Source organism: Lachnoclostridium sp. An76, from assembly GCF_002161355.1.
GTDB classification, from domain to species: Bacteria; Bacillota; Clostridia; order Lachnospirales; family Lachnospiraceae; genus Mediterraneibacter; species Mediterraneibacter caccavium.
The window spans coordinates 363,843-389,911 of record NZ_NFHL01000002.1 but is presented as its reverse complement, the minus strand read 5'-3'; the positions used below and the strand labels follow the sequence as shown (position 1 = coordinate 389,911).

Sequence of the window (26,069 nt, the reverse complement as noted above, 5' to 3'; positions counted from 1 at the left end):
TGTACTATGTTTTCGGGATTTGTTGCATAGACTTCGTTTCTGGTTGTCAGCTATGCTTTTACTAAAACATATTTTTTAAATATCTTTTGGCGCGCGGTCTACCGGGCAGCTGAGAGAGAAACGGAGGCGAAGGAATGAAAAAGAAAAGAGTAAGATTCGGAGCCTGCGCTCTGGCTCTGGCGCTGACAGCGGGAGCAGTGCGGCTTCCATCCGGCGCGGTGTCCGAGGTGCAGGCTGCCGGTGAGGAATGTGTGGATGACATTATGGAAGTCCGGACAGAAGACGGCGGCAGCACCGTCCTGCAGATCTATTCCGGCGGTATTTTCGAAGGAGAGCTGGAACTTCAGGCCGGCAGCCATACGCTGAGCCTGTACCGGAATGGCGCGGAAAGCGGGATCACAGATGAAGTAAACGTATCAGAGGCAGGATCGGTGTATGTCCGGTATGAGGACGGAGCGCTGTATAACTCTGCGGATGACGCGGGAGCCGGCGGCAGATTCCACACGGCGGCGCTGACAGGGAATTTTACAGGGCTGGAATTTACGGACAGTGACGGGAACAGTTATGCCATCGGAAACTGGGATCCGGCTGACGCGAATGCGGAACTTGAATACAGAGGAGGCGGGATCTACAGCAGGACATTTGAATTTCATGAACTGGCGGAAGATATTACGATCGCGGACAGCGGATATAAAGTGGCGTTTGACGATGGATGGGAATATTCCCTGGGCAAAAACGGAGCCGGCGACAGCAGCAATATCCCGCTCACGATCCCGGCGGGAACAGACCATCTTACTGTATTTGTGGATGAACAGAGAGGCATCGCGTATGACTCCGTACGGACTGCACCGATGAATATCTATCAGAACGCCGGCAGCGTTACGTCTCCTGCATTCGAGACGACGGTATCGCTGATCGGCACGGTACGGCAGAGCGGGGATGATGACTGGAATGCAGCGGCGGAAGGCTACGAATTCACACAGATCTCGGACAGCCTGTACCGTTATCAGCAGACCTTTGACACCGGATCTTATCAGTACAAAGCGGTATTTGATCATCAATACTGGTACGAATCATTCGGCGGGGAAAACAAGTCTCTGGATATAACGGCGGACGGAACGAATGTCATATTTGTCTATGACGCTGCGGCGGACAGGCTCTATGACACCGTCAATGATGAAAATATCGTGGCGCAGATGTTCGGCTTCGCGGCAGAACCGGCAGAGGCGGAAGTCAGGGACAATGCCGATGGATCGACAACATTCATTATGACAGGAACAGAGAATGATGAAGTAAAACTGTTCTATGCGCCGAGCAGCCAGCCAGCTTCATTTACAGAAGTAAAGATGGAAAAGGGAATGGACAGCAATGCTAATTTTAATGGTTCTTTTGTGGCTGGTCCGCTCTATCTGGGTGATGGAGAGCTGGATTATCTATATTATTATACAGTAAACGGTGTGCGGACGCTCGATCCTTCGGGAGCGGAAGTTACAGTAGGCGGAGAAGTTTATTCGCACTATACCAGGGAACCGTTCACCGGCCGTGAGGTATATGTGCCCGGTACCTTCCCGGGACCAAGCTGGGATCCGGCGTCCAATGCGATGACTTATCAGGGCGGAGGCCTTTATTCCTGCACATTTGAAGATGTGCCGGCAGCGAACTATGAGTACAAGATCGCCATGGGGTCATGGGATGAGAACTACGGCGCTGGCGGAGTACCAGGCGGCCCGAACTACGGGATCTCTGTGACTGAGGAGGGTAATGTGACAGTGTATTACAGTGACATCAGCCATCTGTCAGTGACTGATCTGGACTACATATTTGTGGATATTACACTTCAGGGAACCGGTATCCCGGAGGGCACGAAGCTTACGGATCCCGGTCTTACAGGGATCTACAGTGCGCGGCTGACTCTGCCGGCAGGAGACTATGAAGACCTTGTACAGATGTATGACGGCGGGGAATACCCGGTGGGAGCGTTCACACTGGAAGAAGAGAAGACAGTGACATTTTATTTCGATCCGGTGACCAGGATCTACTATAACGATTCTTCGGATGAAGTGTTGGATGAGTCGAAGATTTTTTATGACAGCAAGGACGAGACATACAAGAGCATCTACGGCGCAGTGCCGACCGGAACGGACGTTACATTTTCTGTTGATACGGGAGCTGATGCGAAGCAGGTGAAACTGGTGTTTAAAGGGAAAGAGCAGAAGATCCTTGACCTGGAGAAAGCGGACGGCGCGGGCGAGGGAAGCCAGCGGTGGACAGTTACGGACCGGTTTGAGATTTACGGTGAATACGAGTATTACTTCGTGATCGGCGGGGAATCCAGCGTGAAGATCTACTGTGACGACGACGGGTATTACGGAACCGGCATGACGGCGGACCTGACGGAAGTAAAGCCGTATGAGATGAATGTATATAAGGAAGATTTCGAGACGCCGGACTGGATGAAAGACGCGGTGATCTATCAGATATTCCCGGACCGATTCTTTAACGGAGATACATCCAACGACACGGCGCAGACAGATTCCAGAGGCGCGACAGAGTACGAAGAGATCGATGACTGGTATATCTGGCCGGAAAACCCGGAGCAGGAAGAGCTGAATCCTGATGCTTATCCGGAAAATGCATACCGCGGCGACGGAGAGTGGAGTAATGAGATCTATGGCGGTGACCTGGAAGGCATTACAGAGCGGATCGATTACCTGAAAGCGCTGGGCGTAAATGTGATCTACTTAAATCCGGTATTCCATTCTATCTCAAGCCACAGATATGACGCTACGGACTATACGAAGATCGATCCGATCCTCGGCGATCTCGGCGACTTTACGGAATTGGTGGAAGCAGCGGAAGCAAATGATATGCATATCGTCCTGGACGGCGTGTTCAACCATGTGGCGGACGATTCCGTATACTTTGACCGTTACTACAAGTTCGTGGGACAGGACGGCAAGGTAGGAGCTTATCCGTACTGGGCGTTTGTATTTGACTACATGGCGGAAAATGAAGACGCGTCTCAGGATGAGGCTGAGACAGAGGCAAAGAAATACTTTGAAGATAAGGGGGTTACAGACTTTACTTACACAGAGTGGTTTGATTTCACAGGGGAATACCTGACGGACGATGCAGGAGAGATCGTACAGGATACGATCGGCGACCGTGCGGGAAAAGATGTATATGCATATGACTGCTGGTGGGGCTATGACTCCATGCCGGTCATCATCGCGACAGGCGGATCAGAGTATCAGACGCCGGGCTGGGCGGAAGAGATCATCGACGGAGAGGGCAGCGTAGCAAAATACTGGCTCAGCCAGGGCTCCGATGGATGGAGGCTGGATGTCGCCAACGAAGTGTCCGACGAGACATGGCAGAAGTTCCGCGAGTCAGTGAAATCCCTGTCAAGCGACAATGTGATCATCGGGGAGATCTGGGACGATGCGTCCGAATATCTGCTGGGAGATATGTATGATTCTGTTATGAACTATGTATTCCGCGACGCGGTGCTCGCATATGCAAAGGGAGGCGACGCACAGAACGCAGTGAACGAACTGGAGAAATTAAGGGAGAGGTATCCGCAGGAAGCATTCTACGCGATGATGAACCTGGTGGGTTCTCATGATACGACAAGACTTCTTTCTGCTCTGGACGGTATCCAGGATGACAGAAACCAGAAAGAGCCGGAGAATGCGTTCCCGACCTATGAGACAACGTCAGATCTGGCAAAAGAGAGACAGTATCTCGTGGCGTTCATCCAGATGACATATCCGGGTGCTCCGACGATCTACTATGGAGATGAGATCGGAATGGTGGGTGCCGACGATCCGGATGACAGACGCGCCATGGAATGGGGCAAAGGCAGTCAGGAACTGGTAGAGTGGTATGCGTCCCTGGCGGCGGTAAGGCATGCCTATCCGGCGCTCCGCACCGGAGCGATCGCTCCGGTGGAGACAGAAGCATCCGCAAATATCATGGCATACGTAAGGAGCGATGCAGATGCGGCGCTCTATGTCGCGGCAAATAACAGCACAGACAGCGCCCAGCCTGTGACATTCCAGGCGGAAGCGGGAACACAGTACACAGACCTGATCAGCGGCGAGACTTATACGGCTGACGAGAATGGCGTCCTGACAGTGGACGTACCGGCGCTTTCAGGCGTGATCCTGACGGACGATGTGAGAGATATGCAGATCAACAGCGAGGCGCTGGCGCCGGCGTATGATGGCTCCTATATCTATGACGGCAGCAGTTCAGGACCGGGAACAGATGAACCAGGCACAGATGAGCCGGGAACGGATGAACCGGGTGAGGAAACTCCGGGATCCGGTGATGACGGGAAGCCTGGTGATGATGGAAATGTTGGAGACAATGGTTCAGGAAGTAAAGATAAGGACGGCGCGCAGGCTGCGGCGAGCGGAGACGGGGCAGGAATCCTCTTCCCGGCAGCGCTGCTCATCCTTTCAGGAGCTGTGGCAGCCGGCGCAGCCGTGATGAGAAAGAAGTCTTGAAAAAGTTATATGAATTGTAAAAAAGTTGCATTGAGATAAACCGGGGATAGAACTATTTTAAAATCAGGACTCCAGCTAAAAATCAGATAGAAAGGAGCGTGGTGTAACAGGACGGGAGTCCTTGTGGTACTCAAAATGTGGACAATCTATAAAGGAGAAAGGGAAAAGAGGATGGATTATTCGAAAAATCCGAAAAAGAAAAACGGTCTGAAAGCCAGACTGGTCGCCCTTTTGCTGGCAACAGGCCTGGTCCTGACAGGTCTGCCGGCCGGGCAGGCACAGGCGGCCCCGGAGACAGCGGTCCAGACGATGGCGGCATCATCGAACTCATCCGCAGCCTCCCAGTACGGGCTGACAGAGGAGATCAAAGACGGCGCGATCCTGCACTGCTGGTGCTGGTCGTTCAATACGATCAAAAATAATATGGGAGACATCGCTGAGGCAGGGTTCTCCACGATCCAGACGTCGCCGGCCAACACCTGCAATGATACGCACCCCAACATGAAGATCATGGGGAACGATACGGTCAATGGAACTGACGGTTGCTGGTGGTGGCATTATCAGCCTACGGACTGGAAGATAGGAAACTATCAGTTAGGAACGAGAGACGATTTTAAAGCGATGTGCGATGAGGCGGACAAGTACGGGATCAAAGTGATCGTAGACGTGATCCCGAACCATGTAACCCCTGATCTGGACGAAGTATCGCAGGATCTCTATAACGCAGCGGGAGGCAGAGATAACCTGTTCCATGCAAATGGATTCAATCCTATAGTAAACTGGGGAAACCGTTGGGAATGTACAACGGGAGAGATGGGCGGTCTTCCGGACGTGAATACGGAAAATCCGGGATTCCAGGAGTACTTTCTTAATTACCTGAACGACCTGATCGCCTGCGGCGCGGATGGATTCCGGTACGATACAGCGAAGCACATTGGCGTGCCTTCCGATCCGACAGATGCGAAAAGCAGCAGGAATAATTTCTGGCCGATAGCGACCGGAAAGGAATCGATCAACGGAAAGACATTGAGCGATGCAGACCGGATCTTTACGTACGGTGAAGTGCTCCAGGGAGACAACGTGCCCGAGACAGAGTACGCACAGTATATGAGGATGACAGCCAGCAGCTATGGCTACACACTCCGAAATGCTTTGAGCAGCAGGAACTTCAGCGTGAATAATCTGATGAACTGGCAGCATGCGACTCCGGACCGTCTGGTGACCTGGGTGGAATCCCATGATACATACTGTAATGCCGGAGAGTCCGCGGGACTGACAGACAAACAGATCACATTGGGATGGGCCGTGATCGGCGCGAGAGAAAACGGGACCCCTCTTTTTTACAGCAGACCGGACGGATCAGGCCCGGGCAACCGTTGGGGAAATAACGTGCTCGGAGCAAGAGGCAACGATACATTCATGAGCGATGAGGTTGTCGCAGTGAATAAATTCCGAAATGCAATGGTCGGAGAGGATGAATATCTGAGAAATGCCAATAATAACAGCCAGATCCTTCAGATCGACCGCGGCACGGTGGGAACCTGTATCGTCAATGTAGGCGGCGCAACATCAATCGATACAAAGACAAACCTGGATGACGGAACATATACAGACCACGTATCCGGCAGTACATTTACCGTATCCGGTGGAATGCTTAAAGGAAATATAGGCGGTGAGTCTGTAGTTGTGCTCTATACAGACAATGCGGAAAGCGTCAGCGCAAACTCCACAACCGGCAGCGATTCCTTCTCAGGAGATTCCCTCGACGTAGAGCTTCGTGCAAAGAATGTAACGGGCGCCAGCTATGAGACAAGCGAGGGCGCGGAGGGTTCCTATGAAGACGGAGACGTGATCACAGTCGGATCTACACTGGATGTGGGCGAGTCTGTGACAGTGACAGTATCTGCTCAGGGCAGTGAAGGAGAGATCAGCAGGGAAACCGTATTTACCAAAGTTGACAGGAACGTGGCTTATATCGACCTGCCCTCCGGCTGGGATGAGCCTTATGCATATGTCTACAGTGAAGCAGGCGGAGAGAATGCGGCATGGCCTGGTGTGAAGATGGAGAAAGTGACGGGCGAAGCCGCGGAAGGATTTACAAACCTGTATTCTTATGAAGTGCCGGATGATATTGAAGATCCGTTGGTGATCTTCTTCGGAGGAGACAATACAAGACGCTATCCGGCCGACATGGAAGACGGCCTGCCGCTGACCGGACGTATGGTATACGACGACGGACAGTGGAAGGATATGCCGTGGACAAAGCCGGAACCGGAAGACGGACCGGAAGTTACATCTTCTGTGAAGGACGGAACAACATTTGACGATGAGTCAATGAAAGTGACATTAAGCCTCGAGAACGCAGAGTCAGGCACATACAGTCTGGACGGCGGGCCGGAGCAGAAATTTACCGGGGAAACTACAGTGACAGTCGGAACCGGAAAGATCGCGGACAGAGACATTACACTGGAGACCACAGCGACAGACGGCGAGACTACGACAGAGAAAACATTTACATTCCACAAGGAATTTAACGCAGAGAAGAATGGCGGTTACCTTGAGTACGGGACTGGGACGGCAGCAAAAGCAGCCAAAGCGTCCACACAGGCAGTTCCGGCAGCAGCGAACGCCACATCCGCAGCTCTTGGCGGTAAGTATGCTACAAACCCGAACGGACAGGCAGGCCGTGAGGCTACGATCACAGGAGCTTCTGATTTCACAGCAGATATGCTGATCGCACAGGGCGTTGCCAACGACGATCCCAGAAGCTTCCGTGGGACCCACGAGGGTCCGGTATATGATGAATATGCACTTTACGGCGCATGGGATGATGAGAATGTCTATATCGGATGGCAGTATACAAATGTAACGGATGTGATCGATCCGGCGCAGGGTTACCCGATCAGCGACAACGGAAAGCCGTACAACGGCGATATCCCGCAGATGCTTCTCCTGAACCTGGGAACAGGCAACAAGGCGACCGGACTTGTAGGCACCGGCGAATATCTGTGGGGGCATCCGATCAATTATGAGACTGTGATCGACACGGCCATCTGCTTCTCAAGCAAACCGGGAGTAGGAACGCCGGCGCTCTTTATGGCGGATGAAGACGGAACGTTCAGTTATGAAACATGCGTAGGCCTGGAGGATGCAGGGATCTCCTACAAGTACGAAGACGGATTCTTCTGCGGCGACACTCTGACCGGCATCAAGATGAACGGATACGAGGGTTATGTGCCGTCCATGCTGCTGGATGATTCCTCCAACTGGGTGGACTTCCTTGATATGGGTCACAGCACATCGCAGGATACGTTCTATACGATGACGATCCCGATGGATGCGCTCGGCATTACGAAAGACCAGCTCGAGGAGAATGGCATTGGCGTGATGCACGTATCTACATTCGGGGCAGGCGGCATCGGCTGCACTCCGATGGATATGACAATGCTTGATGCAGCTACGGAACCGTACAGTAAAGACGCTTCTACATCAGCGGAAAAAGAAGATACAGATATCATTACAGTGCCGCTGGCACAGCTTGGCAGCGCAGAACCGGCTCCGGATCCCGGTCCGGGGCCTGATCCGGAGCCGGCAGAGGGAACCCTCAGCGTAAACTTCGGAGCGGATCGTTCCTCCCCGCAGTCAGACGAGACAGACCTGACTCTTGAGGCGGAAGCAGAAGGCGGCGAAGGAGACCTGAGCTATCAGTTCCTTGTAGACGGCAAAGAGATCCAGGATTCTGACAAGACTACGGCAGCGTGGGATACCGTGGGCGGCGACCATACGATCAGTGTTGTTGTAACGGACGAAGAAGGACATCAGGTGACAGTAGAGAAAGACTACTCCATCAGCGGTGAGATCCCGGATCCCGATCCGGAGCCGGCGGGAGAGATCAAAGTCAGCTCCTTTGAAGCAGCTCTTGATTCTCCGCAGACACAGGGGACAAGCGTGAAATTCACTGTCAAAGCAGAAGGCGGCGAAGGAGAACTCCAGTACCGCTTCTACCGCGAGAAAGATGACAATGTGACAGTATTCCGCGACTACAGCATATCAAGATCAGCATACTGCGACCCGGCGCCGGGAAGCTATACGATCTATGTGGATGTAAAGGATGAGACAGGAAAGGTGGTTACAGATTCCATCGAATACAAGTGGATCAAGGCCGACAATCCGCTGACGATCCATTCCTTTACAGCGTCTGTTGAGTCTCCGCAGAAGCAGGGGACAAGCGTAAAGCTTACAGTGGACGCTGACGGCGGAGAGGGGACTCTTCAGTACCGTTTCTACCGTCAGGGCAATGGGATTACGACAGTGTTCCGCGATTATGCGGCAAGCAGTACGGCATACTGCAATCCGCCGGTGGAAGGCACCTATATCCTGTATGTAGATGTCAAAGATGAAAGCGGAGTGGTAGAGACTTACAGACTTCTCTATCAGTGGGAGTAGAAAGCTGCGGATAATGCCAGAAAAAGTGTTGTTATACGTTTTCAGGAAAGAAAAATCCCCGGGCGGAAAACCGCCCGGGGAATTTATAAAAAGGACAGAGACAAAGGAGAGAATGATGAAGAGAAAAATATTGACGATCCTGCTGGCAGTGGTCGTGCTCGCCATACCGGGATGCAGTTCTGATACGGGGAAGGGATCAGGCAAGACAGCGGAAAATATCACCATAGAGACTGAGAACGGGAAGAAGACAGACGGTAAGACCGGGGAGGAGGCGGACGAACAGGAGGCAGGAGAGATGCAGGCTGCGGCAGATGCCATAGACAGAGAACATGCGGAAAAGGAAGAGGAAAAGTCAGATACAGCTGTGGCGCAGGGGGAATGGAGCGGTAAGAAACTGGCGCTCGATGCATCCGGAGACTGGATCCGACAGAAATCTGAGAGTGACGGAAACGGAGGGTTTACAGAGACATATAGCTGCAGTGACAGACTGGAGTATACATGGAACTGCGTATCAGAAGACGCGGGAGACGCGGAAAGTGCGGCTGGATCTTATATAGAGGAAAATGGATGGACAGCAGCGTCGGTGGCAGTAAATGAAGAGCTGACAGAAAAACTTGGGCTCGATGTGTGCGAGTATACGGCCTATGAGGATGATGAGGGATACAGCATGCTCCACAGAGGGGTCGTCATTGTGGAGAACGGAGTATATTATACGGCAGATTTCACGATGATGGAGGGCGATATGGGAGAATATGAGCCATCTGTCCAGGAATGGATCGGTCAGGTATATGTTGCGTAAGGATTATGGAAAAAGGATCTGAATGGACGGTGAATCTGTGAAAAGTGCAATGTTTTCGGGATTTTTAGCATAGGCGCCTGAAATGCTTTTCCATATAATTATTTACAGATAAAGAAATAACATTCACGTGAGGAGGAAATGTAAGATGAAGAAAAAAAGAGTACTTGCTCTTATAATGGCAGGCCTTATGACAGGCGGCCTTATGACAGGATGCGGAAGCTCCGGCGGCGATGAGCCGGCAGCGGATGACGGCGGAGATGCAGAAGTACAGGAAGTGGACCTGCTCGTCTGGGGTCCGCAGGAAGACCAGGCGGCGCTGGAAGGATATGACGAAGGGATCCTCAAAGCGATGTGCGAGGCATTCGACGAGGCGCACCCGGAATGGGAGATCAACTTTGAGTACGGCGTATGCGGCGAGGGAGACGCCAGAGACCAGGTGACCAAAGATGTGGAGGAAGCCGGGGACGTGTATTTCTTCGCGAATGACCAGATCCCGACACTTGCAGACTCGGGAGCGCTTGCAAAACTGGGCGGCGATACCGAGCAGTGGGTGAAGGACAATAACGAGCAGACCATGGTGCAGTCCGTTACATACAATGACGGCATTTACGGCGTACCGTTCACATCCAACACATGGTTTATGTACTATGACAAGAGCAAATATACAGAGGATGAAGTGAAATCCCTGGATACGATGATGGCAAAAGATCTGGGAGAAGGCGTATATAATTTCGCGTTCCCGATGGATAACAGCTGGTATATCGAAGCGTTCTACTTCGGAGCGGGATGCAGCATATTCGGAGACGGTACGGACGCATCCGCAGGCTGCGATTTCAACAGTGATGCAGGGAAAGCGGCGACACAGTACATGGTAGAGCTGGCGGCGAACCCGAAGTACTCCAATGAGAAAGACGGCAGCAGCCTGGCGCTTTTCGCAGAGGGCAAGCTGGGCGCGTACTGCAGCGGTTCCTGGGATGCAGCGGCAATCCGCGAGGCGCTGGGTGAGAATTTCGGAGCGGTAAAACTTCCGACGGTCAACATTAACGGACAGGAAGGCCAGATGAGATCATTCGCGGGAAGCAAAGCGATCGGCGTGAACCCGAACTGTGAGTATCCGGAAGTAGCGGTAGCGCTCGCACAGTATCTGGGCGGCGAGGAATGCCAGCAGATCAGATATGAGGCGAGAGGCATCACACCGACGCTTGCGTCCATCGAAGTAGGCGACGATGAGGTAGCAACAGCGGAAATGAGCGAGATCAAGGAAGCATCATTCCTGCAGCCGGTGCTTGCGGAGATGAATGCATACTGGACACCAGCAGAGACAATGGGCAAAGAGATCATCCAGGGGGATGTGACGGCTGACAATGCAGCAGAGAAGACAGACGCGATGGTAGAAGGAATTCTTTCAGGCGGATTATAAGAGACATGGAATGCCCCGTCAGTCAATGGCGGGGCATTTTTTTCAGGAGAGTGCCGCAGAGTCTTCTCTGCGCCAGTCTCCTGGGAAAAATAAATCAGCAGATCGCGGAAAAAGGAGGAAACTATGAGAGCAAGAGCAAAAAAGAAAGGAAACCAGGCCAGGATAAAAGAATTCCCGGATTCGGTTTCAGTCAGAGAGGCCATACGGAAAGGAAACGCCACGGTCCGCCTGTCGTGCCTGGTCATGGGCGCGGGGAATCTCCGGTACGGGCAGTATGTCAAGGGGATCCTGTTCCTGGCGGCCGAAGTGGTCTATATCCTGTTCATGTCGCTCTTCGGAGCCGGCGCGCTTGCCGGGCTGACGACGCTTGGGATACAGACGACGCAGGAAGTATTTAATGAGACAAAGCAGATCTATGAGTATGTGCAGGGAGACAATTCCATGCTGTTCCTGCTCTATGGAGTGGCAGTGATCTTTATTACCATAGGCTTCTTCATCATCTGGCGGACAAATGTCAAGTCCGCGTACGCGCAGCAGAAGAGAAAAGAACAGGGCAAACCGGTCCTGACGCTGAGAGAAGACCTGAAAAGCCTTCTGGACAACCGGCTCAATGTGACTCTGCTCTTCTTCCCGACCCTGTGCGTGGTCATGTTTACGATCCTGCCGCTGGTGTTCATGATCTGTATGGCGTTTACCAACTACGACAGGAACCATCAGCCGCCCGGACAGCTCTTCGACTGGGTGGGGCTGGTGAACTTTGAGAAGATACTGGACACAGGGAGCGGGCTGGGATACGCGTTCTGGCACATCCTGGGATGGACATTCATCTGGGCTGTCGCGGCGACGTTCCTCAACTATATCCTCGGTATGATCCTTGCCATGGTCATCAACTGGAAAGAGACGCGGCTCAAGAGCTTCTGGCGTTTTATCTTCGTACTGTCCATCGCTGTCCCGCAGTTCGTCTCTCTTCTGATCATGAGGACCATGCTCCAGGAGCAGGGGGCGATCAATGTCCTGCTGCAGAATCTGGGACTGATCAGCGACGCGCTGCCGTTCTGGACGGATGCCACGTGGGCGCGGGTGACGATCATCATCGTGAACCTGTGGATCGGTATCCCGTTCACGATCCTGCAGGTAACGGGAATCCTGCAGAATATTCCCGCAGAGCTTTATGAATCAGCGAAGATCGACGGGGCCGGGCCGGTTACGATCTTCTTCAAGATAACACTGCCCTACATGCTTTTTGTTACAGCCCCGTATCTGATCACACAGTTTATCGGAAATATCAACAACTTCAATGTGATCTACCTGCTGACGGAGGGCGGGCCGGCTGCCATGGATTATTACAACGGCACAGGTGGCAAGACCGATCTGCTCGTGACCTGGCTTTATAAGCTGACGATCGACTTCAAAGACTACAACTATGGAGCAGTGATCGGCATCCTGACATTTGTGATCTGCGCGGTTCTGGCGCTGGCTACATACAGAAGGACAGGATCATATAAGAATGAGGAGGGATTCCAGTAATGAAATCAATGAAGACAAAGAAAAGAATACTGATCACGATCGCGCATCTCTTTCTGGCGGTCCTGGCAGTGATATGGGTGTTTCCGATCTTCTGGGTGATCATGACCTCATTCCGCGCGGGGAAAGGCTCTTACTCTACAGAGTTTATCCCGGATGAACTGACGCTTGGGAACTATGTGAAGCTTTTTACGGATACAGGGGTGTTTGATTTCCCGCGGATGTTTATGAATACATTTATTATCGCTGCGGCGACCTGTATCCTGGCGACGTTTTTTCTGATCTCGATCGCGTACACGATGTCCAGGATGCGCTTTAAGATGAGGAAACCGTATCTGAACATCGCGCTGATCCTGGGGATGTTCCCCGGATTTATGTCCATGATCGCTGTGTACTATATCCTGAAAGGCATGGGGCTCACTGACGGCGGGCTGAAGCTGATCGCGCTGATCCTCGTGTATTCGGGCGGGGCGAACCTTCTGAGCTTCTATGTGGCAAAGGGATTTTTCGACACGATCCCCAAAGGGATCGATGAAGCGGCCTATATCGACGGGGCGACGAAGTGGGATGTATTTACCAGGATCACGCTTCCGCTGTCGAAACCGATCCTCGTATACACCCTGCTGACCAGCTTTATCGCGCCATGGACAGACTTCATATTCGCCAAAGTAATTGTCGGGTCTGATGCAAAATATTATACCGTATCGGTAGGGCTCTTCCAGATGCTCGCCAAGGAAAATATCTATCAGTGGTATACCTGTTTCGCGGCCGGCGCTGTATGTGTCTCCATACCGATCGCGATCCTCTTTATCTATGTACAGAGATTCTATGCGGACGGACTGTCCGGAGCAGTAAAAGGATGATGTGAAATGTATACAGTATTGATCGCTGACGATGAGAAGATCGAACGCAACGGGATACGTCAGCTTTTGAAAAATGAGATCGGCAGCTACCGCATCCTGGAAGCTGCCAACGGCAGAGAGGCTGAAAAGATCATACAGGAGAATAAGGTGGATATCCTGCTGACAGATATCCGCATGCCCTATGTGAGCGGGCTGGAGCTTGCAAAGTGGACGGCCGAGCGCTCCAGCGGCACGGAGATCATTATCTTCAGCGGCTATCATGATTTCACCTACGCAAAATCGGCGATCCAGTACGGTGTCCAGGATTACATCCTCAAGCCGGTCGACCCGGAAGAGTTCGGAAGGGCGTTCCTCAATGTACGCCAGACGCTGGCGGAGAAAAAGGAGCGGCTTAACGGGCAGAAAGAGCGGGAGAGCTTCCTGAACCAGTATTTTCTCCTGAACTACATCCTGAGCGGAAATCCGTCGGTCCGTACAGAGGCGTCCGCGCATATAGATACCGTGGACTGGGACAGCGTCCGGTATATGATCCTGCTCGAGCGGAGCGGCGGCTTCTTTGAAAAATACGACGGCGAATTCCAGAGGGAGCTCACAGGCGTATTCGGAGACCAGGCACTCTGCCTGGGACTTGACCCGGACCAGCTTCTGCTGCTTGTAAGCGGGGAGGAGCGGGATCCGGTGAAAGATGCCGAATACCTGAGCAGCTGGCTGCGCAGGACATATGGAGGAGAATTCTATATGGCTGTCAGCAGAAAGATCAGTTCCGAAGAAGAACTTCCCGGAGCGTACCGCCGTCTGGATGAGCTGATGGAAGAAAAGTTCTATCATACAGAGCGTTTCCTTTTCTGCGAGTCGCCGGACGGGATCAGTGGGAAGATCCTTGAGGAGAGCTGCCTCACAGGCATGCTTGAGAAAGATATCCGCAACCGGGACGCTTATCATATAGAAGAACATTTCCGGCGCGTGGCGGAAAAGTACAGCGGGGACAGCAGCTTCCCGAGCATGTATGTGAAATTCGTCTTCACCAGGATCATAAAGGTGATCGCGGATTCCTCCCCGATGGCGGACAGCCGCGACATGGAAAACATCATCGAGGAAATGTACAGAAGTTCATCAGTGGACGAACTGATCGCCATGGCGAAGAAGGAGCTTGACAGATTCTGCCAGCTTATCACAGAGGATAAGAGCAGCCTGAAGTATAAAGTCGAAATGACCAAAGACTATATACAGAGACATTACGGCGATGATATCCCGATCGACCATATGGCGGCGAAACTGTGTATATCGCCTGGATATCTGAGCATGGTGTTTAAAAAAGAGGCGGGAGAGAATATCAAACAGTATATCAGGAATGTGCGTATGGAGAAGGCAAAAGAACTCCTGTCCGGCACGCAGATGTCTGTGCGCGAGATCGGCGGGCATGTCGGCTACAGAAATATGTCCTACTTCTCCAGATGTTTCCGGCAGCAGTTCGGCAGCAGCCCGGAGAGTTACCGGAGAGAGAACCAGGCGGGAACAGCGTGAGTTTTCCCCATCCGCCGGATAAAGTTTTACAACTTCTGTAAGTTTGTTGATAACCCTGTTTTCTGCGGAAAACATATTGCAAACTCAAAATCATAATGTTATCTTTTAAGGCATCCAAAGCAAGGTCTGAGCTGCGGATGCCTTTTGCTGTATCAGGCTGCCTTTTCCCGGGAACAGCCGAAAACATTTCCATGATCCACAGGGCAGTATCGCCCGGAAATCCAGAGAAATCCGAAAGGTCAGAAAGTGGGATCGGAAAAAGGATCAGAAAATGAGACGGGTTCCGCTTTTATATTCCGGCGGAACATGGTAAGATGAAGGAGGGAAGAACCGGAAGGAGTTCGAGGATATGGCAGAGAAAGATGAATATATCAAAGAAGCATACGAAGACCTGAAAAAACTGAGTCTGGACGAGCAGAAACGGCTGGAGTACGAAGTGAGGCAGAAGGCGATCCGGGATCATAATTCGCAGATGAAGAGTGCGGAGAGACGAGGGGAGAAACGAGCAAACAGAGAATAGAGCATATAAGCGAACATAAAAAATTGCAGCGGACTTCGCCAATCTCGAACAAAGGATATCGTGGGATAGAAATCGAGAGTGGAATGAAAGTTCCGCCCTTTTTTTATGAAATTTCTGTGAATAGTTACATGAATATGAGGATATTATCATACCCGGATACCTTGGGGGAGGGTATAATTTTACACAGAAATAACTGGAATAAATGGCAGGACATGGAAAAACAGGGAAGGATGAGTATGAAAAGGAGAATATGTGGGACGCTGTTGGCAGTTGCCGTGGTATTGACTTCGGTGAATTTTCCGGCAGCTGCAAATGCAGAAGATAACAGCTCTGATCCCGGCGTTGCAGTGACGGTGACAGGGGGATCAGAAGAAGATACAGAACAAAAAGACGGGCTGCAGACGATCCATGTGTCAGCGGCTAATTCCTGTGGGGAAGACGCGGTCCTTCGGACTTACCTCGAAAATGCAGAAGATGCCTCGGCTGACACAGAGACAGAAGCGCTGGATCTGAACGATGCAATGAAAGACGCGCTCACGCTCGCGGATGGGACCAACACCGCGCTTGACGCACAGTGGGTGGAGAAGACGGACGACAGCGGCAATGTGACGGCGCGCTATCTGGAAGCCACACTCCCGGCAGGAGCGTCAGCAGCCTTTGATATGCAGTTGATGTATCGCACCGATGAGGCAAACTACACCAAGAGGACAATCGTGCAGGCGAAGGCTTTTGTGAACGAGCAGGATGTCACCCAGGCTTCGGATCAGGAAGACGAGGACAATGAGACCGAGGTCATGTGGGAGATGGTGCAGAGCGATGATGTGAGTGAGGCCGCGGAAGAAAGTGAGGGTGTGACGGAGACAGCGGCAGCAGAGACTGAGGCAGCAGCGCTGCTGAATACAGACGGAACGTCAGCACAGGCTGATGAGAATACAGGCTGTTTTTATTATGTGCCAAGTGACGACTGGATAAATAATGGATATACCATACGTGCTAATATGCGACTTCAGGGTGAGGGCTATACAGATCAAACCTCGAGGTGGAGCATTATAACAATGACAGACAGTGGTAGGACACTGAATGGAAAATCTGTATATGTGGCTGAATTTACTACAACACAGGATACAGGCGATATCCCTTATGGCGGCATTTATACCCTTCAAATTCAGGCGTATAGCGGAGAGACCCATAAGGGCCAGGTTGTTCCTATTCAGAATTACTGGACAGCTTTAGGTGTGTTTAACGGAAAACTTTGGGATGGAAGCAATTGGGTTGACTTTATCCCTGATGTTGTGAGTCTGGCAGGCACAGAACTGAAGTTTGTCGACATGACACAAGAACTTTCAGAGGGCTCTGTGACAGCGGTATTCCGTACAGATAATAATGATCAGAGTAATACATATACAATTAATGGAACTTTTCGGGTACCGGAGGATTATAACGGAACAGAAGAGTATACAGAAGTTCAATTGAACATAAACAACCAGTCAACACAATGGTACTCTCTTAAAGAACTGGTTCAGGAAGAAAATACATGTTATTACTATGGAGTGACAGAACTTCCGTCAGGCGAACTCATCAGCAGATGGGCGGCTGAAACAACAGGGAATGAATCCATCAGCGGACGGACTTTATATTTCTATTCGGGAAATTTTAGCCTGAATGATACGATTATCATTGCAGGAAAGGAAGAAAAAATATCTGAAAGGTATATAGGAAGTGTAAATACACTCTATTATAAAATACCAGATGATATTTCGGCAGATCAGGAGACAATTATTACTGTTGTTCATGAAAGTACGACCTATCATTTTATGTGGAAGGATCTTACAAAGAATAAGGTCGCGGTATCGGACAATGTGGCGGAAGTATCCGGCATACAGTCATCAGAGAAAACGGTCTATTTTGATGCAACGCTTTCGAAACTGTATTATGGAATATCTAAGACAAATTCAAGTGGTGGTGCGGATAATACGCCTGGGGAAACTCCCGGTAAAGCTTCAGGCAATGCAATACCGGCTTCAGAAGATGGAAATGTATATTACTGGATGAGAAAAGACCAGAATGACAGCGGACAGAAAGGCACCATGACGAAAGTAAACGATAACCTTTATAAATGCACTGTCCCGGCAGGATATACAGAGATTACGTTTGCTGCTTATCCCTATGATACTGCTAATGCCGGAATTGCATGGAATGGAGACGGAACAGACTGGCTTGAGATTCCGGCATTCGAGGAGCCGTGTTTTTATGCGGATTCGGGAGATTCTGTTACATATTATTCTGAAGAAGGTAATACCCGGGGCGGATACTGGGATGAAAAAGGCGCGTTAAGAGATGCTGAAAAAGGCAAAAATACAGATGTAGTAGATATAAAAAGTGAGGCATTTGAAAAAGAAGCGGATACGATGTATGTCAACTCTACATTCTATGATTACTATACGGATTATGAATTAAACGGCTGTAATCGGGATAATTATGAGGGTGAAAACGGTACATCTCAGAGAAACTGGGTAACATTCCGGCAATTTGATCAGGCACTGAGTGATTACTACAGAGAGAACAACGTACAGCTTCCGATTTATACGGGCCATTATCAGTTGAATGAAGACCGCAATCAGTTCCGTCATATAGCAGATACGCTGAACTTATTCGGATGGAACAGCGATGCAAACAGTTCGGATTATAAAAAATTTCTGTCTACGAATAACTCCGTGCTGAATATTAACGGAGATAAGAGTGACAGCGATGGAACACCTTTCTATGATTATGCGGCATGGGGGCTGGTAAGTGATCAGCTGAAGGATGAAGAATTATATACCTCGAATAGCGAGGCATTGGAACCGCATTTTAATAAAGCTTTTTTGCTCGGAGAAAACAGTAAAAATGCTAAATTAGGAGAAGTGTACGAAAATGTATCTTTTCCATTTAAAAAAGTAAAAAATGCAGATGGGGTGGATTATTGGACCTTCGACAGTGCAGAGACAACTCTTGCAATGAGAAAGGATACGGAAACAGATGACTACTACTTAGAGAATGTAGGTAATCAGCCATGGGCGCGCAATGTGAACAGTACCGGAGAACAGGATTGGAGTCATACCTGGCAAGAGAATGGACAGACTCAGCATGCGACTTCAACGGAATATGGATTTTTCCCATTTAATGAGACAAGTAGAGGTTCAAGCGGAGTAACATATAATTATGGCTTTGGAACTAAAATTGAATTTAATTTTCGCTTGACGGAGGATGGAACAGTTCTTGCTGAAGATCCCAACAGCCCAGGGGGAACGAAAGAAGTCCCTATCACTTTTGAGTTTTCAGGTGATGATGATGTGTGGGTATTTATTGACGGGAAGCTGGCTCTCGATGTGGGAGGCGCTCATGGTAGAGTAACCGGAAATCTGAATTTTAAAGATAAAACTGCTACCGTCAGCCATGTCAAGGCAAGTGCGGCAGATAATACCCAGGGAGCAGACAAAACTTCAAAATTTGAGATTCAAGGTGAGAACGGTTCTATCCACACCCTCACCATGTACTACATGGAACGCGGAATGTGGGAGTCGAACATGAAGATAACCTTCAACTTCCCGGATGAGAATCTGTTTGAGGTAGAAAAACAGGTGGATACCACAGACGTCAACACAGATATTTTTGATGAGGAGCTGTTTACAAATACAGATTCCTTTGCATTCAATATCAAGAATGCAGTGACACACTGGGGTGAGAAGGAGGTTAGCGGCGAAGAGACACAGTCAGTAGAATTCAACAGTACATTTAGGAATGACACTGTTCAGCCATCTGTCACGGATAATTTGTTTCAACATGAAGATAGTAAGGATGGACATAATAATGTGGTACACTGGCGGGCCCGCTATGAAGATGATGCGGATGGTACATATAAAGACAAGCGATGGGGAATCATTAGTCCGGAAAATGGAAGTTCTGTAAGTTCTGTAAATATTGAAGACCAGGAATATCTGAGTTTTGACTTTTATTTTGATGATGACAGAATCCCGTCTCTGAATAATATGCGCGTCTGCTTGGAGGATATAAACGGAAAAACATGTGATGTGAAGCTGTCTTCCCAGAATACATTCGGTTCGGCAAGTCTTACTTCCAGGACATGGAAGACGATCCGGGTATATTTGGACAGGATACCTGGGATCGATACGATTGACAAAACCAAAATTGCGAAGGTAAAACTGGCGTTCCGTTATGAGCGGGATATCTATCTGGATAATATTGTTTTTGAGCCGCAGACTACCATGGATGTGATGACGGGCTTTACTGTACAGCAGGCAGATATTCCGGACTATGGTTCTGTTCAGGCTAATAGTGATGCGAGGGGAGCTGCTGCACTGGTGAATCCGACAGGAGCTGTCTATACTGTAACAAACGAGAACGGCGGGGAAACTACATACGGACGAATTGGCGCCAGCGGAGAATTCTCACTTGGTGATGGTGATACAGCAAGCTTCAGTAATCAGTTCCGGATCGGAAGTTATATCTATCTGGAAGAAACAGGTTTGAACAAAGAGGCATTTACAACATCCTGGAGCCTGTATGACAATGGTGTTCCGGTTACGTCATATGGAAGTGGTGATTCTGTGATAAATCCGTCTACAGAATCAGGGCTGGTAAATCAAAAGAGATATGCTCTGGAGGATGGACGGACGGAAAAGAAAGACACCAATTCACCGGCAGCAAACTATAACCTGGAAAAAGATACATCAGAGCCATCTATTGTTTTCCGCTCTTATACGAACCCTGACAGCCGGGCAATTGCGACAAAGCTGAAAGCTGTTGTGGTGAATAAAGTAAATACCGGAAGTATTTCTATTACAAAAGAAGCCGCAGACAATTCGCCAATATTAGGGGAAGCGGAATACACATTTAAGATCACATTTACAAACATTGCCGGATCTTCGCTGGAATCAGAACCGATTATCGTTGAGGTGAAAGTGAAAGCGGGAGAGACGGAGACTATTACAGGTATTCCGATCGGTACAGATTACGTGATCGAGGAAGTTTCACCGACAGACGGTTCCCGTCTGGAGAGCATTGTACTTCCGGAAGAAAATAAATATGTGGAGATTGTGAACAACACGGTGCATGGTCTACTGATGAAAGATGCTTCAGAAGGGGATGCCACAAAGTTTGTATTCAAGAATACAAAGCGACCGCTGATCGATATCAGTGTAGAGAAGATGTGGCAGGATGGCAGCGGCGAAGATATATCCGACAGTATTGATTCATCAATCTATATCCAGCTGCAGAGAAAGTATACAGAGAATGGAACAGAGCACCCATTTGAAGTTGTAGAAATCAACGGACAGTCTTACATCCAGATCCAGAAAGGATATGAAGGATGGAAATATGAATTTACCGGACTTGAGAAATATCAGGACCAAGACTGTAAGATACCGTATACATACCGCGTTGTGGAGGGCACGATCGGAGATGACGGAGAGTTCCAGCCGACAGATGAAGGCGGGATTATTGTAATAGACGGTCAGGAGTATGTAGTTGACTATCAATGCAAAGAGATAGGAGATGGCATACAGGACTCAGAAACAACAGATGACATTACCGGAAATGATGAGTCAACTCAGAGTCAGACCTTTACAGCGACGATCATCAATAAGATCCAGTCCAAGACGAATCTGAAGATTGTGAAGGTAGACGCTTCTGAGACAGACAAAAAGCTCGGCGGAGTAGAGTTTACGCTGGAAAAAGGAACTGCCAACAGTACGGCAGAAGCCTTTGCGCCAGATCCCTCATTCGGTACGGATGGTTCGGCTACGATGATCACGGGCGATGGAGCGAACGGTACGACCCTTGGCGAGGCGCTGATCAGCGATCTGGAAGAAGGGATCTACCGGATCACAGAGACAAAGGCACATGCCGGATACAGTCTGTTGAAGGATCCGTTGTATCTGACGATCGACCGGAGAAATGGATGTAAGATCCAGGAAGGAAGTTCAGATCCGAAGGCTATTACTGTGGACAGCGAGACAAATACGATCACGATCACCGTATCCAACCGTCTCCTCTTCGAGCTTCCATCCACCGGAGGATATCTCCGGGCTTATATGATAGCTGGAGGTCTTGCCCTTGCGGGGCTCGCACTCTTCATCTATAGATTGCAGAAACGAAGAAAGGGGGCAGGGGCTCCCGGGAAATAGCGGAGCAGTCAAAGAACAAAGAAAAAATATTTCTGAAAGAGAGGGAAACAAGGGATGAAAATCAAGAAATTGAAAAAGGTCTTAGCCGGTATGCTGAGTGCGGCTATGGTAATGTCCACGATGGCAGTGACAGCGTTCGCTGCCGGATCGGATACGATCCTGAAGGACACAGGAAGTCTGACAATCAACAAATATGAAGGAAACACTACAGGCAAACCATTAGAAGGTGTAGAGTTTACGATGTATAAGATCGCAGACATCACTCAGACGGTAAGCAACGGTGTTGTAGATACAAAGGCAACTCCTGTTGAGGAGATTGCTGACAAGCTGACTGCAGAAGAGCTTACAAGTATTGCCAACGGTTCCACATCATCAGAGGAATGGGCTGCATTACTTCAGCAGATCAGTCTTGAGGATCTTACAGAGCATACTAATGGTACAACAGGTTCAAATGGTCAGGTTGTGTTCTCCAATGTACCGATTGGTATTTACGCGGTTGCTGAGACAGATGCTCCGAGTCAGGTTATTTCAAAATCAGCAAACTTTATTGTTTCCATTCCGATGACAACAGATGATGGGGACAGCTGGAACTATGATGTTGTAGCTAATCCAAAGAATGCAACAGCATATGGTGGTATCAGCCTTCTGAAACAGGGCAAGACAGGAAATCGAAATGCATCAGCACTTGTGGGTGTCGAATTTGTTCTTCAGCAGCAGGTTGAGGGGAATTGGTCAACGATTCAGAGTAATCTGACAACAGACGGAAGTGGTGTTATCAATGTTCAAGACCTTTCTCCGGCAACTTATCGCTTTGTTGAGGTTGATCTTGGTGAGAATGACGGATATATTCTTGATGGAAAAGCTACCTATGAATTTGAAATTCGTCTTGTTGATGGAGAATCACATATCTTTTATGATGCAAATGGAGATGGAGAAAAAGAAGATCAGAATGGGGATGGATCAGTAGGCTATACTATCAATGCTCTTAATGAGAAACCAACGCTTGAGAAGACTGTTAAAGATGGTGATAATTGGGACGATGAGACAGATGCTTCTATTGGAGATACGGTAACATGGAAAGTAACAGCATCTGTCCCGTCAAAGGTTAATGAACTGAAAGAATTCAGCCTGAAAGATACGATGTCTCAGGCATTAACATGGGTTTCAGAAGAAGAAGCTCAGTTAACGATCACAACAGATCCTGGAGTTGAACTTACAAGAGATACGGACTATACTTTAACCGTTCCTCAGAATAATACAGCAGGCGGATCCTGGACAATTAGCTTTACGCAAGTCGGAAAAAATAAGCTTGCAGCAAGCAACGTTACAAGTATTGATGTGACATTTAATACGGTTCTGAATGCTAATGCATCCGTAGGAAGTGCAGGAAATCTGAATACTGGTGAGCTGGATTACTCCAATGCGATTTATCCGACAGAAGATCCGTCTAATCCGAACGCTGGCAAAGAGCCGGGGAAGGACGTTATTACAGATCAGGCAATTGTATATACATTTGCTCTGGGCGTAGAGAAAGTTGATGGAAGCACAAAAACTCCCCTCGCGAACGTAACATTTGATCTTTATTCATACGAAGGTGAAGAAGCAAATGTAACAGAGGACATTCTGGAGTCTTCTGGAACACCGATCAGTGTGGCTCAGACTGAGGCAGGAGTAGGTCACTATGTTGTAGATGGAGCAGGAAATGCTACACTCACAACAGATGCAGAAGGAAATATCGTTGTAAATGGTCTTAAAAATGGAAATTACTATCTTGTAGAGACAAAGACAAATGACGGTTATAATCTTCTCAAAGAACCTGTAAAAGTAGAGATTGATGTGACATTTGCAACAACGACAAGTACTGTTACAAATACCGATGAATATGGAAATTCTACAAGTACTACAACAGTGACAACAAGTACTTTCGAAGGCGGCAAAGATAATACCGGTACATACGAGATCGAGGTTCAGAACAACAAAGGCTTCCAGCTTCCGACAACTGGTGGCACTGGAACAATCCTTGCATCTCTCATCGGTATCCTGCTGATGGGCGGCGGAGCGTTCGTATTCTTCTCTTCAAGAAAGAAGAAAAACGCATAATAACAAAAATTAGATAGTCTTTTTCATTTTTACTTCATTCATAGGAGAGATGTGCATCGCATGTCCCTCCTATGAGACTTTCAGCCAGAATCCACTGACAGGTGCCGGATAGGCAGAGCAGTGGGGGCTGGCTGAGAGCCTCATAAGAAGGCGGGAAAGGACAGGGGATATATGAAGAGATTAAAGACCATATTTGCCATTCTTATGTTCGCGACAGGCGTCGGTATTGCGGCTTATCCCATTGTCAGCAATATACTCTACGAGCGCAATGCCACACAGGTAGTAGAATCTTATAATGATACAGTGGAGGAGATGGATCAGGAAGAGATCGATGCAGCCAAAGAAGCGGCGCGAAAGTATAACGAACAGCTCCGGTCGGCGATCATCCAGGATGAGAACGGAGAGGGACAGTCGGCTGGGGAGAGCTATGTGGATATGACCGGCGTAGGAGAGAGTATCGGTTATATCACGATCCCGAAGATCGGCCTGGAACTGCCAATCTACGAGGGGAGCAGTGCGGACGTCCTTCAAAAAGGCATCGGCCATATGGAGCAGTCTTCCTATCCGGTCGGCGGGGAAAGTACGCACAGTGTCCTTACCGGCCACAGAGGACTCCCGGACGCGGAACTCTTCACCCATCTCGATGAGATGGAGGAGGGGGATCTCTTTTACCTGCATGTTCTGGATGAGATCCTGGCGTACCGTGTGGACCAGATCAAGGTCGTGGAGCCCAATGAGACGGGGGACCTGGATATCATCCCCGGGGAGGATTACTGTACTCTGGTCACATGCACGCCGTATTCGATCAATACTCACCGTCTGCTTGTGCGCGGAGTGCGCACGGAGTATAATGGTGAGCTGGAGAGCGATGTCCGGTATCAGGAGCTGCAGACAGGTACTGTTGCCCGGAGACTGATCGATGTACTGCCGTGGCTTCTTGTGGCCGGCACTGTTTCAATCGGCACGGAAGGGATCCTGCTCTGGCTTCTGATCCGGAGAAAGAAAAAACGTGAGAAAGAGGAATTGCAGGGATTTATGTGATGAGAAGAGCAGTGCAGATAATAGCGGCGGCAGTGTTCCTTGCCGGCGCGGCGGTATTCCTCGGACCATATGTGAACCGCTGGATGGCAGGCCGGGACGCCTCGGACGTAATAGAGACTTTTGAGGTTGAAACCGCTGTCGGACGTGAAGACGCCGGAGACAGGGGTGAGGATGTGGACGCCTCAGCAGGTGGAGCAGATTTACAGTCAGAAGATTATGCGGCGGGAGTATCGGCGGAGGCGCTGGCAGCCCTGAGAGAGGAACTTTCCGCCTATAACAGAGAAATCTATGAGAACGGACAGGCAGGCCTTAAGGACCCTTTTTCTTATGAGACGCCGGGATTTGACCTGACAGAGTACGGCTTCAGCCAGAATGTGATCGGCGTCCTGTGGATCCCCAGGATCGAGGAGAACCTGCCCATATACCTGGGTGCGGATCACGACAATATGGCAAAGGGAGCTGCCCTGCTCGGTGAGACGTCCATGCCTCTCGGAGAAACGGATTCGAACACGGTGATCGCGGCGCACAGAGGCTGGAAGGGGATCCCCATGTTCCGGAATATCCAGCAGCTCCAGATCGGAGATAAGATCCAGATCACGACGCCCTGGGATGTCCTGATCTACCGGGTATGTGATCTGAAGATTATATCGCCGGACGATTCCCAGGAGATATTCATACAGGAAGGCCGGGGACTGGTGACGCTTCTGACCTGCCATCCATATCCGCACAATTATCAGCGGTATCTTGTTTTTGCAGAGCGCTCGGCAGAGGAGCCTCAGACGATGGAAGAGGATCTGGAGGAAGTAGGAAAGACCTGGGACCCGTCACCCCGTGAAGTGGAGGATATCTCAGGGGAAGAGCCGGCAACAGTACAGATAGATCCCGCTGCGCTGAGCGTGTCCCTGACGGATGGTATGGCGGAGTCAGGGGCAGGTTACTCGAATCTGCAGATCTGGCTTGAGACGTATGGGGTATGGATATTGTTGGCGGTAGTTCTTATAGTTGTTGTGTCAGCAGTGATTCTGACAGGACGCCGGAAGAGCGGTGCTGTGAAAGGGTCGGATATCGGTATGACGGATCAGGGAAAGGAACATCGGAAGAATAGACGCAGGAGAAGGAGAAGAAAAAGGTGAGCG

At 49.8% G+C, this 26,069-nt stretch carries 12 protein-coding genes; all 12 read left to right on the top strand.

Features of this window, described 5'->3' with window-relative positions; translation table 11 throughout:
• The first annotated feature begins 134 nt into the window (after positions 1–134).
• The 12 genes from B5G27_RS05885 (at position 135) to B5G27_RS05830 (ending at position 26,066) form a co-directional block, all read left to right on the top strand.
• Entirely contained in the window at positions 135–4,511 is a 4,377-nt protein-coding gene (locus B5G27_RS05885) for an alpha-amylase family glycosyl hydrolase (RefSeq protein WP_087177998.1), read from the top strand.
• 171 nt (positions 4,512–4,682) lie between these two features.
• Positions 4,683–8,957, top strand: coding sequence for an alpha-amylase family glycosyl hydrolase (locus B5G27_RS05880; RefSeq protein WP_162611201.1), 4,275 nt, complete (start codon positions 4,683–4,685; stop codon positions 8,955–8,957).
• Between the two features lie 112 nt (positions 8,958–9,069).
• On the top strand, positions 9,070–9,756 hold the full coding sequence (locus B5G27_RS05875) for a hypothetical protein (protein WP_143449650.1): 687 nt from the start codon (positions 9,070–9,072) through the stop codon (positions 9,754–9,756).
• Between the two features lie 145 nt (positions 9,757–9,901).
• Positions 9,902–11,176 carry an extracellular solute-binding protein gene (locus tag B5G27_RS05870; RefSeq protein ID WP_087177995.1) on the top strand — a complete coding sequence of 425 codons (1,275 nt, stop codon included), beginning with the start codon at positions 9,902–9,904 and terminating at the stop codon, positions 11,174–11,176.
• 123 nt (positions 11,177–11,299) lie between these two features.
• Positions 11,300–12,703, top strand: coding sequence for a carbohydrate ABC transporter permease (locus B5G27_RS05865; RefSeq protein ID WP_087177994.1), 1,404 nt, complete (start codon positions 11,300–11,302; stop codon positions 12,701–12,703).
• Positions 12,703–13,563: a sugar ABC transporter permease gene (locus B5G27_RS05860; RefSeq protein ID WP_242958240.1), complete on the top strand. Its 861-nt coding sequence runs from the start codon at positions 12,703–12,705 to the stop codon at positions 13,561–13,563. The genes B5G27_RS05865 and B5G27_RS05860 overlap by 1 nt, the downstream gene beginning before the upstream one ends.
• A 6-nt stretch (positions 13,564–13,569) precedes the next feature.
• Entirely contained in the window at positions 13,570–15,087 is a 1,518-nt protein-coding gene (locus B5G27_RS05855; protein WP_087177993.1) for a response regulator transcription factor, read from the top strand.
• 349 nt (positions 15,088–15,436) lie between these two features.
• On the top strand, positions 15,437–15,607 hold the full coding sequence (locus B5G27_RS15970; RefSeq protein WP_162611200.1) for a hypothetical protein: 171 nt from the start codon (positions 15,437–15,439) through the stop codon (positions 15,605–15,607).
• Between the two features lie 236 nt (positions 15,608–15,843).
• On the top strand, positions 15,844–21,792 hold the full coding sequence (locus tag B5G27_RS05845) for a SpaA isopeptide-forming pilin-related protein (RefSeq protein ID WP_162611199.1): 5,949 nt from the start codon (positions 15,844–15,846) through the stop codon (positions 21,790–21,792).
• Positions 21,793–21,846: 54 nt separating this feature from the next.
• Positions 21,847–23,892, top strand: coding sequence for a SpaH/EbpB family LPXTG-anchored major pilin (locus B5G27_RS05840; protein ID WP_087177990.1), 2,046 nt, complete (start codon positions 21,847–21,849; stop codon positions 23,890–23,892).
• Positions 23,893–24,063: 171 nt separating this feature from the next.
• Positions 24,064–24,933, top strand: a complete 870-nt coding sequence (locus B5G27_RS05835) for a class C sortase (RefSeq protein ID WP_087177989.1) — start codon at positions 24,064–24,066, stop codon at positions 24,931–24,933.
• Positions 24,933–26,066 (top strand): class C sortase, encoded by a 1,134-nt coding sequence (locus B5G27_RS05830; RefSeq protein WP_087177988.1) that lies wholly within the window; start codon positions 24,933–24,935, stop codon positions 26,064–26,066. The genes B5G27_RS05835 and B5G27_RS05830 overlap by 1 nt, the downstream gene beginning before the upstream one ends.
• Positions 26,067–26,069: the final 3 nt, after the last annotated feature.